The sequence below is a fragment of the Erythrobacter sp. HI0063 genome, assembly GCF_001635685.1.
Classification (GTDB): Bacteria; Pseudomonadota; Alphaproteobacteria; order Sphingomonadales; family Sphingomonadaceae; genus Qipengyuania.
In genome coordinates this window covers 19,402-36,494 of record NZ_LWFF01000266.1, presented here as the reverse complement: position 1 = coordinate 36,494, position 17,093 = coordinate 19,402, and the positions used below count along the sequence as shown (strand labels likewise).

The 17,093-nt window shown below is 61.2% G+C and carries 12 protein-coding genes; 7 read left to right on the top strand and 5 right to left on the bottom strand.

All coding sequences use genetic code 11. From position 1 onward, the window contains the following. Positions 1 to 81 precede the first annotated feature (81 nt). From A3736_RS08545 to A3736_RS08535, 3 genes are read left to right on the top strand one after another with little or no spacing between them, the layout of a single operon-like run. The gene (locus A3736_RS08545; RefSeq protein ID WP_067681674.1) at positions 82 to 1,710 is read left to right on the top strand and encodes an alpha-amylase family glycosyl hydrolase; all 1,629 of its coding nucleotides are present in this window, start codon (positions 82 to 84) and stop codon (positions 1,708 to 1,710) included. After that, entirely contained in the window at positions 1,710 to 3,770 is a 2,061-nt protein-coding gene (locus A3736_RS08540; RefSeq protein WP_067681646.1) for a glycoside hydrolase family 97 protein, read from the top strand. The genes A3736_RS08545 and A3736_RS08540 overlap by 1 nt, the downstream gene beginning before the upstream one ends. A 44-nt stretch (positions 3,771 to 3,814) precedes the next feature. Beyond that, positions 3,815 to 4,990: a tryptophan halogenase family protein gene (locus tag A3736_RS08535; RefSeq protein WP_233999325.1), complete on the top strand. Its 1,176-nt coding sequence runs from the start codon at positions 3,815 to 3,817 to the stop codon at positions 4,988 to 4,990. Here A3736_RS08535 and A3736_RS08530 read toward each other — a convergent pair. Further along, positions 4,891 to 7,194, bottom strand: coding sequence for an FdhF/YdeP family oxidoreductase (locus tag A3736_RS08530; RefSeq protein ID WP_067681643.1), 2,304 nt, complete (start codon positions 7,192 to 7,194; stop codon positions 4,891 to 4,893). The two genes, A3736_RS08535 and A3736_RS08530, sit on opposite strands and share 100 nt — an antisense overlap. 220 nt (positions 7,195 to 7,414) lie before the next feature. After that, on the bottom strand, positions 7,415 to 9,688 hold the full coding sequence (locus A3736_RS08525) for a TonB-dependent receptor (protein WP_067681671.1): 2,274 nt from the start codon (positions 9,686 to 9,688) through the stop codon (positions 7,415 to 7,417). A 301-nt stretch (positions 9,689 to 9,989) separates the two neighbouring features. Here A3736_RS08525 and A3736_RS08520 point away from each other — a divergent pair, with 301 nt between their 5' ends. Then, entirely contained in the window at positions 9,990 to 10,604 is a 615-nt protein-coding gene (locus A3736_RS08520) for a TetR/AcrR family transcriptional regulator (protein WP_067681640.1), read from the top strand. 228 nt (positions 10,605 to 10,832) lie between these two features. Then, positions 10,833 to 11,798 (top strand): NAD(P)/FAD-dependent oxidoreductase, encoded by a 966-nt coding sequence (locus A3736_RS08515; RefSeq protein ID WP_067681638.1) that lies wholly within the window; start codon positions 10,833 to 10,835, stop codon positions 11,796 to 11,798. Positions 11,799 to 12,145: 347 nt separating this feature from the next. Here A3736_RS08515 and A3736_RS08510 read toward each other — a convergent pair whose 3' ends face one another. Then, the gene (locus A3736_RS08510) at positions 12,146 to 12,502 is read right to left on the bottom strand and encodes a response regulator (protein ID WP_067681635.1); all 357 of its coding nucleotides are present in this window, start codon (positions 12,500 to 12,502) and stop codon (positions 12,146 to 12,148) included. Continuing rightward, positions 12,499 to 13,692 (bottom strand): sensor histidine kinase, encoded by a 1,194-nt coding sequence (locus A3736_RS17590; protein WP_233999323.1) that lies wholly within the window; start codon positions 13,690 to 13,692, stop codon positions 12,499 to 12,501. Before A3736_RS17590 ends, A3736_RS08510 begins: the two co-directional genes overlap by 4 nt. A 25-nt stretch (positions 13,693 to 13,717) precedes the next feature. Between A3736_RS17590 and A3736_RS17980 the strand changes: the two genes are divergently transcribed. Further along, on the top strand, positions 13,718 to 14,521 hold the full coding sequence (locus tag A3736_RS17980; RefSeq protein ID WP_233999322.1) for a hypothetical protein: 804 nt from the start codon (positions 13,718 to 13,720) through the stop codon (positions 14,519 to 14,521). 756 nt (positions 14,522 to 15,277) lie between these two features. Further along, positions 15,278 to 16,021 carry a Crp/Fnr family transcriptional regulator gene (locus A3736_RS08495; protein ID WP_197465553.1) on the top strand — a complete coding sequence of 248 codons (744 nt, stop codon included), beginning with the start codon at positions 15,278 to 15,280 and terminating at the stop codon, positions 16,019 to 16,021. Here the strand turns inward: A3736_RS08495 and A3736_RS08490 are convergent. Continuing rightward, positions 16,003 to 17,037, bottom strand: a complete 1,035-nt coding sequence (locus tag A3736_RS08490; protein WP_067681629.1) for a glycosyltransferase family 4 protein — start codon at positions 17,035 to 17,037, stop codon at positions 16,003 to 16,005. The genes A3736_RS08495 and A3736_RS08490 overlap by 19 nt on opposite strands. Between the last annotated feature and the right edge of the window lie 56 nt (positions 17,038 to 17,093).

The window sequence follows — 17,093 nt, the reverse complement described above, 5'->3', positions numbered from 1 at the left end:
CGCCGCCCCGTCGGTACCCGGCAGCGTGCGGCTGACGATCCCGGCTTTCGGCTGGGCAATCTGCGAACTGGGGGCGCAATGATGGCGAGCCTGAGCAAGACTGCACTCGCGCCGCAAACCGGTCCCGCCGTGCAATGGTGGCGCGGAGCGGCGATCTATCAGATCTATCCCCGCAGCTTTATGGATGCGAATGGCGACGGGATCGGTGATCTTCCAGGTATCACTCAGCGGCTCGGCCATGTCGCCTCGCTCGGCGTCGATGCGATCTGGATCTCGCCCTTCTTCACCAGCCCGATGAAGGATTTCGGCTACGACGTTTCCGATTATTGCGATGTCGATCCGATCTTCGGGACGCTTGCCGATTTCGACGTGCTGGTCGCCCGCGCGCATCAGCTCCGCCTCAAGGTTCTGATCGACCAAGTCTATTCGCACACTTCGGACGAACACGCCTGGTTCGTCGAAAGCCGTGCGAGCCGCGACAATCCCAAGGCGGACTGGTATGTCTGGGCCGATGCCAAGCCGGACGGCACGCCGCCCTCCAACTGGCAATCGGTCTTCGGCGGCCCGGCCTGGACCTGGGATGCGCGGCGCGGGCAATATTACCTGCACAATTTCCTCAGCTGCCAGCCGCAATTGAACGGGCATAACCGGCAAGTTCAGAACGCTCTTCTCCATGTCGCGCGCTTCTGGCTGGACCGGGGCGTGGACGGCTTCCGGATCGACGCGCTCAATTTTTCGATGCACGATCCCGACCTGCGCGACAATCCGCCCGCGCCGCCGACCGACCGGGCGCGCACCCGGCCGTTCGATTTCCAGCGCAAGATCCACAATATGTCGCATCCCGACATTCCCGGTTTCATCGAACGTATCCGCGCCGTGACCGACGAGTATGCCGGGGATGAGGGGGCCATCTTCACCGTGGCGGAAGTCGGCGGGGACGAGGCCGAGACGGAGATGAAAGCCTTCACCCAAGGCGATGCGCGGCTGAATTCCGCCTACGGCTTCAACTTTCTTTATGCCGACCGCCTGACCCCCGGACTGGTCTGCGCTGCGCTGGCCGAATGGCCGGACGAGGAGGGGATGGGCTGGCCGAGCTGGGCGTTCGAAAACCACGATGCGCCGCGCGCCGTCTCGCGCTGGTGTGCGCCCGAACATCGCGACGCCTTCGCGCGGATGAAGTTGTTGCTGCTCGCGTGCCTACGCGGCAATATCATCCTCTATCAGGGCGAGGAACTGGGCCTGACGCAGGTTGATATCCCCTTCGAGCAATTGCAAGATCCCGAAGCGATCGCGAACTGGCCGCTCACCCTTTCGCGCGATGGCGCGCGCACGCCGATGCCGTGGGAGAGTGAAGGCGAGGGCGGCTTCGGCGCTGCCACCCCCTGGCTCCCGCTCGGCGAGGAGAATCTCGCCCGCTCGGTCGCGGTGCAAGACGCTGACCCAGCCTCGCTGCTTGCGCTGACACGCGAAATTATCGCGCTGCGCAAGGCCTCGTCCGCTTTGCGCCACGGCAGCGCCGCCTGCCAGGCCGATGGCGCGCTGCTGCGCCTCGAACGCTTATCGCAGGGCGAGCGTGTCGTCTGCCTGTTCAACCTGTCGCCAGACCCCATTTCCGTGATCAAGATTCCTCAAGGAGAAACCCTATGCAGCATCAATTCGGTCATGCCCGACGTTCTCGGGTCCTACGGCGCGCTGGTGGTGCGGGTCTGATGCGCGCGGGACTGAAAGGGGCCCTGTGCGCGCTCCTCGCCTCGAGCGCGCTTCCTGCCTGGGCTGCCGATGTCGCCTCTCCTGATGGGCGCACCGTCGTGACGCTCGACGTCGATGGCGGCGGGGTTCCGTTTTACCGCGTCGTCCGCGACGGCAAGACGCTGATCGACGACAGCGATCTGGGCTTCCTGTTCACCGATGCCCAGCCGATGCGGCGCAATTTCGAGGTCGAAAGCGAAACCCGCGCCGCCCATGACGCCACCTGGGAACAGCCCTGGGGCGAACGCCGCTTCGTGCGCGATCACCATAACGAATTGGCCGTCACCTTCCGTGAAGGACGCCAGAACAGCAATCGCGCGCTGACGGTGCGGATGCGTGTCTTCGATGACGGGATCGGCTTCCGTTACGAATTTCCCGACAGCGAGGTCATGCCCGTTGCGAACATCGCCGAAGAGCTGACGGAATTCGCAATCGCGCCGGAGGCCGCAGAGGACGGCACGGCGTGGTGGATTCCGGGCGGCGACTTCAATCGCTACGAATATCTCTACAACGAAACGCCGATCGATGCGGTTAGTATCGCGCACACGCCGATCACCATGCGGCTGGCGGACGGAACGCATCTGGCCTTTCACGAGGCGGCGCTGGTCGATTATTCGGGCATGTGGCTGCGGCGAATGGAAGGATCGCGTTTCCGCGCCTCGCTCGCCCCTTCGAGCCGGGGGGCGAAGGTGGTACGCGAAGGCGCTTTCACCACGCCTTGGCGCACGATCCGCATCAGCGACGGTCCAGCGGGACTGGTCGAAAGCGACATCGACCTGAACCTCAACGAGCCGAACAAACTGGGCGATGTCAGCTGGGTTGAGCCGGGGAAATATATCGGCATCTGGTGGGGCATGATCTCCAATCGCTGGACATGGGGGACGAGCGACCGCCACGGTGCGACGACGGAGCGGGCGAAGGAATATATCGACTTCGCCGCCAAGCACGGTTTTCGCGGCGTGCTGATCGAAGGATGGAATGTCGGCTGGGACGGCGACTGGTTCAACAATGGCCGCGAATTCAGCTTCACCCAGAGCTATCCCGATTTCGACCTGCGCGAAGTGACGGATTACGCCAGATCGAAGGGCGTGCGCCTGATCGGGCATCACGAGACCAGCGGCAACATCGCTAATTACGAAGCCCAGCTCGAAGACGCGCTCGACCTCTACAAGGAATTGGGCGTCGACTGGATCAAGACCGGCTATGTCGCCGATGCGGGCGGGATCGTGTCCTGCAATGCCGACATCGCCGACCCTTGCGATCCGGAGACCGAGATCTTCGAATGGCATGACGGCCAGCGCCAGGTGCAGCATCATCTGAAGGTCGTTCAGGAAGCGGCCAAGCGCGGCATCGCGATCAATCCGCACGAACCGGTCAAGGATACCGGCCTCCGCCGCACCTATCCCAACTGGGTCGCGCGCGAAGGGGCGCGGGGGCAGGAATACAACGCCTGGAACGCCTATGGCAGCGGGGTCGAACACGATCCGACGCTGGTCTACACCCGGATGCTGTCGGGACCGATGGATTACACGCCCGGCGTGCTCGGCCTGGTGGGGGACAACGATTATCCCTTCTCGTCCACGCTCGCCAAGCAATTGGGCCTCTACCTCGCGATCTATTCGCCCATCCAGATGGCGGCCGATTTCATCGAAAGCCTTGAGGCGCATCCGCGCGAGCTGGAATTCATCAAGGCGGTGCCCGCCGACTGGTCGGAAAGCCATCTGATCGATGGCGCGGTGGGCGATTACGCCATCTTCGCGCGCAAGGGACGCGATAGTCAGGACTGGTATGTCGGCGGCGTCAACGATGCGACCGAACGCACTCTGACGCTCGATTTCGATTTCCTCGACGAGGGCAAGTCCTACATGGCCAAGGTCTGGAAGGATGGACCGGAAGCGACCTACTTGACCGAGAAGCGCCACGACATCGCTTACGATACCGTCACGGTGAAAAAGGGCGACAGCTACACCGTGCGGCTGGCACCGGGCGGCGGCGTGGCGATCCAGCTCAAACCCCGCTGATGGAGGCAGGCGCGCGATCTGACGGGCCGCCCCAGGTGGTCGTCTTGGGTGGAGGCAGCGCGGGATGGATCACCGCCTGCCTTCTCCATCAGCGCTGGGGGCCGCGCGGTGGCCGGGTGACCGTGGTCGAGAGCCCGGCCATCGGCATCATCGGCGTGGGCGAAGGATCGACGCCGCAATTGAAGGCCATGTTCGACCAGCTCGGGATCGACGAAGCCGAATGGATGCGCGCCTGCGATGCGACCTACAAGCTCGGGATCCGCTTTTCCGGGTGGAGCGAGCGGCCGGGTTTCGAAAGCTATTTTCACCCTTTTCCAAGCCCTTTGGACCTGCACACCGAACCGCATTTCATCCGCAATTGCCTGTTGGCCCGCAAGGGGCTGGACAAGTCCGCGCATCCGGATCGATGGTTTCTGGCGACACGCCTCGCCGAGGAAGGCCGCGCGCCGCATCCGGCGGATAATTTTCCCTTCGAACCGAGCTACGGCTATCATTTCGACGCGCATAAACTGGGCGGCTTCCTGCGCGATTGGGCGGTAAGGCAGGGGGTGGACCATCGCCCGATCAAGGTCGAGCGGGTGGAGCTGGACGGCGAGGGCGATGTGGCCGCGCTCCTGTGCGAGGGCGGGGAGCGGATCGCGGGCGACCTGTTCGTCGATTGCTCGGGCTTTCGCGCCCTGATCGCGCAACAGGCGTTGGCCGTTCCGTTTCAGAGCTTCACGGACAATCTTTTCAACGATCGCGCCGTGGTGCTGCCGACCGCGCATTCGCACGAGCGCGAAACCGAACTGCTTCCACAGACCGACGCCGTCGCCATGGAAGCGGGCTGGCGCTGGGCGATCCCGCTGACGACGCGGATCGGGAATGGTTACGTCTATTCGTCACGCTACGTTTCTGACGAAGCGGCGGAGGAGGAATTGCGCGCCGCTCTCGGCCATCCTGAGGGCGAGGTGCGCAGGCTTGAAATGAAGGTCGGCCGCGTGGCCGAAACCTGGCACCGCAATTGCCTTTCGGCGGGCCTTGCCCAGGGCTTTCTCGAACCGCTCGAAGCGACTGCGCTGCATATCGTGATCGCGACGGCACTCGGCTATATGCACCCCTTGCGGGATCGTAGCCGAATTCAAGCGGCCTCGATCCTGACCGGGACCGACTTCGATGCCGGGGTCTTCGAAATCTCGTCATGGTGCGTGATCGGCACCAGCACGTTGCATTCCGGATAATACCCCGCAATCGTCCCGCGCGGCAGCTTGTAGGCCACCAGCTTCAGCCCGCCCAGATGGCGCTCGACATCGTCGCCATCGTAATCGCTGACCAGACGGACCGTATCGCCATCCTTGAGACCGGCTTCGGCAATGTCGTCCGGGTTCATCAAAACCACGTCGCGCGTGCCCTCGATCCCGCGGAAGCGATCGGAATAGCCATAGATGGTGGTGTTGAACTGATCGTTGGAGCGCATGGTGAGCAGGCGATAGCGTCCCGGCCTGTCTTCGAAACCGAGCGAAGTTAGCTGCGGGGGCGTGGTGATCACGGCCTTGCCGCTGTCCGTCTTCCAGATCCGCTCCGCCGCCGGATTGCCGCGCCAGAAGCCGCCGGCCTCGAACATCCGCTTATTGAAGTCGTGGAAGTCGTCGGGATAGGTCGCTTCGATCAGATCGCGCACCAGCGAATAATCGCCGGTCCACTCGTCCCATTCCATCTTGGGGTTGGGATCGAGCGTGGCCTTGGCGATCCCGCTGACGATGGCAAGCTCGCTCTTGAGATGTTCGGAGGCGGGCGGGCGATGGCCGACCGATCCGTTGATCATCGAAAAGCTGTCTTCGCTCGTCACGGCCTGATTGCCGCTTTTCTGCTCGTCCACTTCGGACCGGCCGAGGCATGGCAGGATATAGGCCTGCTTGCCCGGATAGAGATGGCTGCGATTGAGCTTGGTCGACACCATGACGACGATGTCCTGGCTGGCCCAGCCTTCCTCCATCCGCTTCTGATCGGGCACGGCGCGCACCAGATTGCCGCCGAGCGAGATGAACCCGCGCACCTTGCCTTCGATCAGCCCCTGCACCGCATCGACGACATGCATTCCGTCTTTCGTCGGTGGGTCGAAATCGAACAGGTCTTTCAGCTTGTCGAGCGGGACGAGGTGCGCCTTTTCCGCGATGCCGACCGTTCGCTGTCCCTGCACGTTGGAATGGCCGCGGACCGGGCAGCAGCCCGTGCCGGGGCGGCCGATATTGCCTTTCAGCAGCAGCAGATTGACCAGCATGGCGATGTTGAGCGCGCCATGCGTGTGCTGGGTGAAGCCCATGCCGTAGACGCCGATCACCTTTTCGGCATCGATATAGACCTGGGCCGCTTCGCGCAGCGCATCTTCGGTAAGGCCGCTGGCCTTTTCGATATCGGCCCAGTCGGCATCGCGGCAACAGGCGATGAACGCATCGAAACCGGTGGTGTGCTGCTCTATGAAGGTATGGTCGATAACCTCGCGCGTGCCCGCCTCGCGCGCCCGGTCGTCGGCTTCTACAACGACCTTGCACAGGCCCAGGATCGCCGCGACATCGCCGCCCGATTGCACCTGGTGATACTGGTCGGAGATCACCGTTTCCTTGCCCGTCAGCATCGCCAGCGGGTTCTGCGGATCGACGAAGGAGACAAGGCCCTGCTCGATCACCGGATTGAAGGTCACGATCTTGCCGCCGCGGTCCTTCAGATCCTTCAGATTGTGAAGGAAGCGCGGGCTGTTCGTGCCGGGATTCTGGCCGAAATAGAAATAGCAGTCGGTCTCGGCCAGATCGTCGAACGTCACTGTGCCGACGGGCGAACCGATTACCTTGGTGAGGCCCACCGAAGTGGTCTCGTGGCACATATTGCTGCTCTGCGGCAGATTGTTGTTGCCATAGGCGCGGGCAAGAAGGGCGTAGAGATAGCTCGCTTCCAGCCCGGCATGGCCGGAGGCGTAGAAGACCACATCCTCGCGCGGCAGATCGCGCAGGGTCGCGCCGATTTCTGCAAAGGCATCGTCCCACTCGATCGGCACATAGCGATCCGACGCGGCGTCGTATCTCATCGGGTGGGTCAAGCGACCCGATTTTTCGAGCTCGTGGTCCGACCATTCGCGCAATTCGGTGACCGTATGACCGTCATACGCGAAAAATTCCGGTGTGCAGCGATCCTTGGTCAATTCCCACAACGTGGCCTTCGCCCCGTTTTCGCAGAATTCGAACGCGGAATAGTTCGCCGGCTTCGGCCAGGCGCATGACATGCACATCACGCCCTTGGGCTTGTTCAGCCGCCGCAAACTGTCGAGCGCACCGGGAGAGGCCCAGGTTTCGCCATAGATGCTGGCGATGCCTTTCATGGAACCCCAGCCCCCGGCGGGGCCGGGCGAGTGGGGAAGGGTGTCGGCGTTCTTTTTGCTCTCGTCCGCCATCGTGCTCTCCCGATGCTTTGAAAATCGCTGCGTCATAATTCGACGGGCCGATTTCTATGGGCGAGCCGAATGCGCCTCAATTCCAAGCTTTGCAATGGGGCGCTTGCGCGGAAAGTGCGCTCTTAAACGGATGATCAGAGCTGGAGATTGCGCCGCACGTAAGCGCTCGTGCGGGAAGGCCAGGGCCGCGGTCGAAAGAAGCCGCGGCTCCTTGGCCTTGTCAGTATCGGAACGTTGCCGTGGCGAAGATCTGGCGTGGATTGCCGTAAAATGCGGTTAGCGTCCCTTCGCGCCCCAGAGTCGGGATCGGGAAGCCATTGGCACCCGACGGGATCGCCCCGGTGCGCGGGTCGGCAGCGACGAAGGTGTAGCCGCTGGTCTTGTACTCCTTGTCGAACAGATTCTTCCCATACACGCCGACGCTGAACCGCTCGCCCGGGGCGGTATAGACTATGCTCGCATCGACCAGCGCATAGCCGTCCTGATCGATGAATTCGTTCGGTATTTCGAACTGGAAGGTCTTGCTGCGATAGCTGACCGTGGTGCCCAGATAGAGATCGCCTGCGCCGACCGGCAGCGTGTAGCTTGCGGTGGCGCTGCCGGTAAATTCAGGCGTGTTCTGAACTTCGCGGAATTCGGCGACATCGGTCGGCGTGTTGCCGATATTGGCGATATATTCGTCGTATCGCGCATCGATATAGCCGAGCGATCCCGACAGATTGAAGCCCCCGCCGAGGCGAGCGCTCGCTTCCAGTTCCAGCCCCTTGAAAGTCGCCGCCCCCGCATTCGAAACGATGCCGCAGAACGAAGGCGTTGGCGCACCGTTGACCTGGATCGTGCAGGCGACCGAGCCGGGGATCTGAACGTCGGTATAATCGGCGTAGAAGGCCGCGGCAGCGACGTTGAGCGCCCCGTTCATAAGGCTGCCCTTGTAGCCGATTTCGTAGCTGTCGACCTCTTCGGGCGCGAAACTGAGGAAATCGGCGATCTCGGCATCGGTCGGTTGGCCCGGAACTGCGGCGGGCGCGTTGGTGCCCACGCCACGCGGGTCGAAGCCGCCGCCCTTGAAGCCTTTCGAATAGCTCGCATAAAGATTGTGGTCGGGCGTCGGCATGAAGCTGATCGAGGCGCGCGGGGTGAATTTCTCGAACTTGGCCGACCCCTGGAAATTGGTGCTCGGTGCGCCGAAGGGAATGCCCGCACCGCCGAAGAAGGGCGATCCTCCGCCGAGATAATTCTGCCGCAGAATGTCCGCCGTGCGCTCGTCCCAAGTGTATCGTCCGCCCAGCGACACGCTCAGCCGGTCGCCGATGTCGTAGGTGAGGTCGCCGAAGATCGCGTAGGTCTCGGTATCGACATCGGCACGGGTGAAGGCGGTGAGGCCGGCGAACGTCGTAAAGATGCGCACATCGAACAGCGTGTCCGCCTTGGCATCGAGATAATAGAAGCCGAGCAGACCGTTCAGCGGCCCGTTGTCGTAAAGCAGTTGCAGTTCCTGGCTGATCTGCTCATTGAAATAGGCACCGGGCACGTCAAGATCGACGGCGGGCAGCGCATCGAAATCGATCGGGCCAAGGCTGTCGTCCTTACGCCATGCGCTGATCGATCGCAGCGTCACCGTATCGCTGACCATGATCTCGGCATTCATCGCGAGGCCATAGGCTTCGACATCCTGAATGGGATCGTCGAGACCGCCTCGGGTATCGAAAACATCGTCGAGCACCGGAGCGCCCGAGGCGAGGCCCGGGATCAGGCGCGTGCCGCCCCGCGGATCGCTTTCGTCCTTTGTGTAATCGCCACTGATGCGAAGGAAGACCGGCTCGCCATAGCCGCCCATCTCCATGCTCAGCCGCCCGGCCCAGATGTCCTTGTTGTAGTTTTCGAGTCCGGTCGTGAGATTGTCGCCAAAGCCGCCGCGCGACAGGCGTGCAATCGATCCGCCAACGCGGATTATGTCGTTCAGCGGCGCGGACGCGGTCAGAACTCCCTCGGCCTGATTATAGGTTCCGTAGGTCGCCCGCGCCTTGAGGGCGAAATCCTGCGGCAGGCGGCGAGTCACGTATTTGACTGCACCGCCGATCGTGTTGCGGCCATATAACGTTCCCTGCGGGCCGCGCAGCACTTCGATCCGTTCCACGTCGTAGATGTCGAGCACTGCGGCCTGAGGGCGGTTCAGATAGACATCGTCGAGATAGATGCCCACGCCCTGCTCGAAACCGGAAACCGGATCCTGCTGGCCGATGCCACGGATGAAGGCGGTGAGCGTGGAATTGGTCGCCCGGCTGGCTTCCAACGTGACGTTCGGTACCACCTGGCCGACATCGGTGATGTCGAGCGCGCCTGCTTTTTCCAGCTGTTCGCCGCTTAGCGAAGTGACTGCAATCGGCACGTCCACGAGACGCTCCTCGCGGCGGCGTGCCGTCACGATGATGGTGTTATCGACACCCGGCTCTTGCGGTTCGTCGCTGGCTACGGGGCCAGGCTGACGTGGCATTTCCTGATCGGCGGGGTCGCCGACGGTCTGGGCAGCGTTTTGAGCATTGGCGGGCAGGGCGAACGCACCGAGCGCGCACCCGGCGAACAGTCCCATAAGCAATCGTTTCGGCGTCCGATTCGCGCTGGCACACATAGTCTGAACCCTCCCATATTGCGGCCCTCTCGCTCCACACGGAGGACATTCTTTGAATGTTCAATACCGAAACATGAACCATCTTTCAAGTTTGTTCTTGCATGTGCGATGCATGCCGCCCTAATTTGGTCCCAACGATCGGGATTTGCGAAGTGCAGAGGGAATTATGACGCAAGGCGATACGCGCTCGGACAAGCAACCGAGGACGGAGCGGGGCAGGCGCACTTTGCGAAAGCTTCTGGACGCGGCGGCGGGCGAGTTCGGCGATCATGGCTTTCATGACGCTTCGATCAGCGCGATAACCGCGCGGGCCGGAGTCGCACTGGGCAGTTTTTACACTTATTTCGACAGCAAAGACGCGATCTTCCGCGCGCTGGTTTCCGATATGAGCGATGCAGTGAAACAGGCGGCTCGGGCGGCCATTGACCCTGCGGCGTCAGCTCTGGAGATCGAGCGCCAGGCTCTGCTCGGGTTTCTGAACTTCGCAGCCGAACACAAGGAAGTCTATCGGATCATCGACGAGGCGGAATTCGTCGATCCGGCGAATTATCGTGCCCATTACGAGACGATCGGGAAGCGGATTACGGAACGGCTCGCGACCGGCGGCGTCAAGGGAGATTTGCGCCCGGACCTAGGCGAGGTCGAAGCCTGGGCTATCATGGGGATGAATGTCTTTCTCGGCCTGCGCTATGCCATCTGGGCATGCGAAAACGATGGCGCCGCCGAGGATGTGGCAAGTCGTGCGAACAGGATACTGGAACGCGGCATCGGTCGCGTCTGAAGCCTTTCGGAGCGCATCCCGGCGGAGAGTTTTCATCACGCCATGTAGAAGGAACTCGCTCTCGATCACCACGGAGCCGTGCTGGCTCGCCCAGGCTATCGAACCGCCTCTCTGTCAAGGCCGGAAAATGTTAGGGCGGGGATCGTAAACGGCGGTCTAAACGTTCGGCTCGCTTCAGGAAGGGTGCGACGGGCAGAACTCTTCTGTCACTGCCAGGGGGCGAAGAATATGCACACAGCCAGCTCGATCGGATCGCAAATTGCCGTCATTGGAGCCGGAATAAGCGGGATCGCCTGCGCACGAGTGCTGAGCGAGGCAGGCCTGTCCGTGCATGTTTTCGACAAGGGCCGGCGTCCCGGCGGGCGCGTTTCTTCTCGCACTGTCGAGAAGGACGCTCACGATTTTTCCTTCGATTACGGCGCGCAGTACTTCACTGTACGCCATCCGCTTTTTCGCAGCGTCACGGCGAAACTCGCTGACAAGGGAATGGTCTCTCGCTGGCCGGTTGCGGGGGAAGATGCGTGGGTCGGCACGCCGAGGATGGCCAAGCTGATCGAAGGCCTGGCTGACGGTATCGACATTGCCTGGGGAGCCGAGGTGACCGCGCTTTCTTCCAGTAAGAGCGGCTGGAGTGTTCGGATCGGCGATTCCGACGTGCGGAACTTCGATCAGGTGGTCCTTGCCATGCCCGCCGAACAGACGGCGCTGCTGGCGGGGGCCGGCGATCCCGAAATGGCGCGCCGCGCCGCCGGATCGCGCACCGAGCCTTGTTGGACGGTGATGCTCGGTTTCGCAGAACCCCTGCCGATCCACGAGGGTATCGTGAAGGGACCGGGTATTTCGTCGGCGACGCGCAATTCGGGCAAGCCTAAGCGGCAAGGCGGTGAAGCCTGGGTCGTCCACGCCGATCCGGACTGGTCGCGCCAGTATCTTGAGCACGAGCCAGCGGACATCGAACAAAGGCTGAGCGAAAGATTTGCCTCTCTGATCGGCGTCACCTTACAGCCGATCTTTACCCGGGCGCATAGATGGCGTTACGCGCTTTCGAGTTCGCGCTCCGAGGGGTGCTATTGGAACGAGGAAATTGGACTGGGCGCATGTGGAGATTGGTTGCTCGCGCCTCGGATCGAAAGCGCCTGGATATCCGGCCACACACTGGGCAAGCGGATCGTCGGGGCAGGCCTCGATCTGTAGCGTCGGTGCGCGTGCGAGAGGGAAACGTCCCGGCTCCGCAAAGAGTTTTCGGCCAGGCTTTTTTGATAGAGTCGAAAGCCTTGGAAACGCCGGTGGCGGAGACGGAGGGATACAAAGTCAATTGTGAACACGGCAGAATATTGTGTTTCTCAGCTCTAGAAAATACTGGCGCCAACTTTATGCGTCGGTCTTTCACGGCCCCGTGCGGACGTTTGTCGATCGAGAGTTTCCGCCTCCGGGCCGTAAGCGGACTGTCGCTTTTCTTTAAGTTCCAAACCATCAAAAGCCGTCGTTGGGTTTCGCGTACTCTTACCAAGGTTGTCTGACCCAAGACGCGACAAGTTGGATCAGGTGAGCAGAATTGTGCGCATCCCGCTTTCGAGTGCTTCTGAATTGAACGGCTTGTTAATCATGACCGCATGGGGAAACGGGGTTTCCTGATCGCTGTAGCCAGTGGCGAACAGAAAGGGGATCGATCGCTGGACGAGATGTTCCGCGATCGGGAAGCTTTTTTCCCCGTTCAAATTTATGTCGAGAACAGCCACACCCACCGAGGTCGCGGAGAGCGCGTCGAAGGCGCGGTCGACACCGCCCGCGACCACGACGGTTTTGAATCCGAGGTCCGTCAAAAGGTCCTCCGTATGCATCGCAACGATCGGTTCGTCCTCCACAACGAGAACGGTTTTATCCTCAAACGCTCTCATGCCGGCAGTCTGGGAATGTATGCGCGCACTTTACAGATTACTCCTTCCGTGAGGAACTCAATCTTCACGCTCCCGTCTAGTTCCGCTGCCAGCCCGCGTTCGAGCATTTTGCTGCCGAAACCACGTTTTGCCGGGGCGACGACCGGGGGTCCCCCAAACTCCTGCCATTGAAACTCCAGCTCGGTGTCCGCGACATTCCAGCGCACATCCACGCCGCCACCGGGCGCAGAAAGGCTGCCGTATTTCACAGCATTCGTCGCCAGCTCGTGTACAGCCAGAACCATCGATATCGCGGTCTTGGAAGGGAGCATCAATTCGGGTCCTTCCATGCTGACGGCATGGCCCGCGACGTGGGGAGCGATAGCATCCTGCACCAGCTGCCTGAGGGGGACTGGCTCCCAATTCTTCTTCGTCAGCAGACTATGCGCTGCGGCCAAAGCCATCAGCCGTCCCTCGAGTGCCTTGCGGATTTCGGGATCGGACGACGTCATCGTCTGCGCAACCAATCCCTGGACGATCGCAAGCAGATTTTTCGCGCGGTGATTGAGCTCATCGATCAGCAGTACCTGATGCTCCTGAAACCGCTTCTCTTCCGCGATGTTACGGGCTTCGATGACCGTCCCGATCGGCTTTCCCTCATCGTCGAGGACCGGGCTCGCAGTGAAACCGACTGGATAGAAGGACCCGTCCGGCGCGACGAAAAATTCCTCGCCGGAGGTTTGCGCGCGTTCGGGGAATGCGCGATCGATCGGGCATTCCTCGATCGGGTAATGCGATCCATCCGGCTTTTTGTGATGGACGACATCGTGCAGCGGGCGTCCTTGCATGTCCTCGAAAGAGTAGCCGGTCAATTGCTCCGCGGCGGCATTGGCGTAGACGCAAATCTGGTTCTCATCCATGAGGAACACCGCCTCGCGCGTGTTGCTCAAGATGGCGTTGAGCCGACGGCTCGTTTCGTGGAGGGTCCGTTCGGCCCGGACGCGTTCGATATGCGCCCATGATCGTTCCACCACTTCACGGATCAGACTGAGTTCCGCGTCCGTCCATATTCGCGGTATCGCGTCGTGAACCGCCATCAGGGCAATCAGCCTGTTGTCCTTGACCAGCGGCAAGCAGATCGTCGCGGCGATACCGATGCTTTGGAAGGTCGCGGCCGCATCAGATGGGAGCTGGGCGATCACATCGTCCACGACGAGCGGCAGATTGGAAGTGAGGTTGGACCGCAAATTCGCCGAAGTCGGAAAGTTCGTAGGTGCCGACGATGGTGGACGATCCTGGAGCCGTCCAGTCTCCCGTGATCGTGAAGCCGTTTTCATCCGCGTGCATGTCGGCATAGGCACAGATGGAAACGTCCAGAAATTCGCCAGTCAATCGCGCAACGGTTCGCATGATCGCGGTGGAATCCTCCAGCTCTTGGGTTGCGGACGCCATGCGATCGAAAAAGGACAACCTATCCATCATCCTTGCCTGAGTGGCTTGCGAATGGCGCAATTCGAGCTGAGTGACGGCCTGCGCGCAGATCGCCTGGAATGCGCTGCGCTGCTCGCCGGTGATCCCGGCCGGGCGGGCTTTCGTGTCCGCGATAATCAGAGTGACACTCGCAAGCCCGCTCGCCAGCTTTTCGCGGATACCCGCCACGAATTCGAAAGGTTTTCCTTCAGCCTTGATGTCAGGAAGGACGACGAACTGGCAGTCTTCAAATTTCGATCGCAAGTCTGCGTCATAAGCCGTGCGAAGGGATTGTTCGTCGCCGAGACAAGCCGCCAGGCGCTTCGTCTCGCGCTCCTGGACCCAGAACGCCGCTGCGGGCGCTTGAAAGAGCAGGCGTGCCAGATGCACGAGGCCGGTAAGTGCAGTGTCAATCGAGACCTCATCGCCGGACTTTGCTTCGACTGCCTCCATTTGCGCTCCGATTGCAATCGCGCCGGTGATAATGCGATCACTGCCACCAATCGAGATATTGCGTCAATTTTTCAATGCGAAGCGCTCGGAGGTGGCGTGATCGGAGTAACCGCTTAATTCGATCGACGACTTGTAGGCCGATAGCGGACAATCTACTTTGGGCCGCAGGTTGACAGTCAGCCGACATTCCCCGGACGAAACTGATTTCCTCCTTTGCTACGATTTGACGGAATTCTCACACGCGGTCACCCCGTTGAGCTTTCCCCAGACAAATGGGTGGCGCTGGTTTCCTCTTTCCTGCTTGTTCAAGTGCAAACTGAATATCTTTCCTCGGCCAGATCACTCGTGAGCCATCCTATTCTCGCATCTTCCAAATCGGACCAATGTCTTCCTCGGATGGCCATGATTCAACACTCGCATCTCCGCCGACGAGCGCGAAACGACGGTCTCCATATCGCAGTGTCCTTATCTCTTTAGGCGTCGCGATAGGTTCCGGAGGGAAATGCCCATCGCTCTTTTGAACGCAGTGCTGAACGCAGCATCGAATTGGTATTCCAGCAACAACGCGAAGTGCAATATCGCTCCAAGTCTGCGTCGGTAGTGTTGCTCGGCCAACGGCGCAAAGGGGGAAGGATATGCGCTATCCGCTCCATTTTCTGGAAAAGGCCGCAAACTTGAAAGCGGCAATGCGCGATATTTAAACTGCGGCAGATTCTCACAAAGACGACCGTGACGACGCGAGCGTCGATAGTGGGAAAGTTCGCCATGCGCTGGTTAAAGAAGGGCAGGCTCAGGCTTGAACGCGCAACCGAGCTAAACTAGTTGAACCGTCAAACACACTCTTGGAAGGTCGTCCTGCGCACTGAATTGTTCTTGAAAGGCCGCCTTCGGCACGAGCTTTCCGCGCAAGAGAAGGCATGGCTGGAAGACGCGGTCGGCCGCACCCTCTGGCTCGAGCCTCGCCAGACCTTGGTCCAGCGCGGTGATCGAGTGGAGCACTCCTACTACATCATAGAAGGCGTGGTGCTGCGTAGCATCGACGATCGTAGCGGCCAGCGGCAGTTGGTCGGGTTGAACATCCCTGGCGATTTCGTCGATCTGCACGGGTTCCCCATGAAGCGGCTCGATCACAGCACATCGGCGCTCGGGCACGTCCACCTGGCGGAAGTGCCGCATTCGGCCATCGCCGATCTGGTCGATCGCTCCGTACATTTGGCGCGCGCACTATGGTCTTCCACCCTGCTCGATGCGGCCATGCATCGCGAATGGATCTTTCGGCTGGGCAGGTTGAACGCGGAAGGGCGCATCGCCCACCTCATTTCCGAAATTATCGAACGGCACAAATTCGTCGGGCTGTACGATGGCCGGACCCTGCCGGTTTCCCTGCTCCAGCGCGATTATGCGGAAGCCTGCGGCATCACCTCGGTTCATGCCAATCGCAGTTTCCGCGTCCTGAAGGAACGCGGCGTTCTGGAGTTGCGCGGCGAAGGCCGGATCGAAATTCTCGACGAAGCCGAACTGAAGCGGCTCGGCGAGTTCGAGGGAGATTACCTTTACGGCGAAGGCGCGCTGGCGCTCGATTCCTTCGAAGATCGGGATCAGCAGGCCTTGCGATAAAGGGCCAGCGTCTCGCGCGACATCCGTTCGTCCGAGAAACGCTGTTCGAAATTACGGCGGATCGCAGTCCGGTCCAGCTGCAGCAGCTCATCCATCCTTTCGGTTGCCTCGCCGATGCTGTCGACGATGATGCCGGTGATTCCGTCCTCGACGACTTCGGCCACGCTGCCACGTCGCCACGCGATCACCGGTGTGCCGCATGCCATCGCCTCGATCATGACGAGACCGAAGGGTTCGGGCCAGTCGATGGGGAAGACCAGTGCCGCCGCATTGCCCAGCAGGTCCTGTTTGCCCGTATCGTCGATGCTGCCGATAAACTTCACGCGCCCATCTAGGGCGGGCCGGACGATTGAGTCGAAATAACCGGGATTGCCCGGATCGATCGGCCCTGCGAGCTTGAGCATCCGCCCGGTAGCCCGCGCCAGCTCGATCGCCCTGTCGGGGCGTTTCTGATCGGTCATACGGCCGAGGAAGGCCAAGTATCCGCCGCCCCCTCGATCCGGGGAATACCGATCGGCAGGCATTCCATGATGCACCACCCCTGCAAGGTTTGCGGCCGGCACTGCCCCTGCCTGCGACTGCGAGATCGCGATGATCCGTTCCCGCAGGAAGGCCCGGAAATGCTCAGTATGATCCGCCTCGTCGGCGCGCCAGTGGATGGTGCGAAAAACCGGAATGCCGAGCGTTTTCGCGACACCACTTGCATGGGCCGAACCGTGCAGATGGATAACATCGTGTTCGCCGCCGAACGCCAGCAGATCGTGCAGCAATTGGGCTTCCAGAACCGCAGGCAGACCCGGTGGGGCATCACCAGCCTGTCGTTCATGCCAGGCGAGGGATCGGTAGTGCCCGATTTGCCTGACGTCAGGGAGCGTCGAGTCCGCCGGACCGAACAGAGTGACATCGTGCCCGTCCCTTGTCTGCGCCGTGGCGAGGTCCGCAATCACTCGCTCGGTCCCCCCGTAAGTGCTCGGCGGGACAGGGTGAATGACCGGCGCGACATGGGCTATTCGCATGTGAGCAACATTTATCACCTTGTTTGTCAGGAACTTGGAAAGGTTCTGCGCATCGG

Coding starts and splice junctions, on each gene's coding strand:
- A3736_RS08545 (WP_067681674.1), top strand. CDS start 82: ATGGCGAGCCTGAGCAAGACTGCACTCGCGCCGCAAACCGGTCCCGCC.
- A3736_RS08540 (WP_067681646.1), top strand. CDS start 1,710: ATGCGCGCGGGACTGAAAGGGGCCCTGTGCGCGCTCCTCGCCTCGAGC.
- A3736_RS08530 (WP_067681643.1), bottom strand. CDS start 7,194: ATGGCGGACGAGAGCAAAAAGAACGCCGACACCCTTCCCCACTCGCCC.
- A3736_RS08525 (WP_067681671.1), bottom strand. CDS start 9,688: ATGCCACGTCAGCCTGGCCCCGTAGCCAGCGACGAACCGCAAGAGCCG.
- A3736_RS08520 (WP_067681640.1), top strand. CDS start 9,990: ATGACGCAAGGCGATACGCGCTCGGACAAGCAACCGAGGACGGAGCGG.
- A3736_RS08515 (WP_067681638.1), top strand. CDS start 10,833: ATGCACACAGCCAGCTCGATCGGATCGCAAATTGCCGTCATTGGAGCC.
- A3736_RS08510 (WP_067681635.1), bottom strand. CDS start 12,502: ATGAGAGCGTTTGAGGATAAAACCGTTCTCGTTGTGGAGGACGAACCG.
- A3736_RS08490 (WP_067681629.1), bottom strand. CDS start 17,037: ATGCGAATAGCCCATGTCGCGCCGGTCATTCACCCTGTCCCGCCGAGC.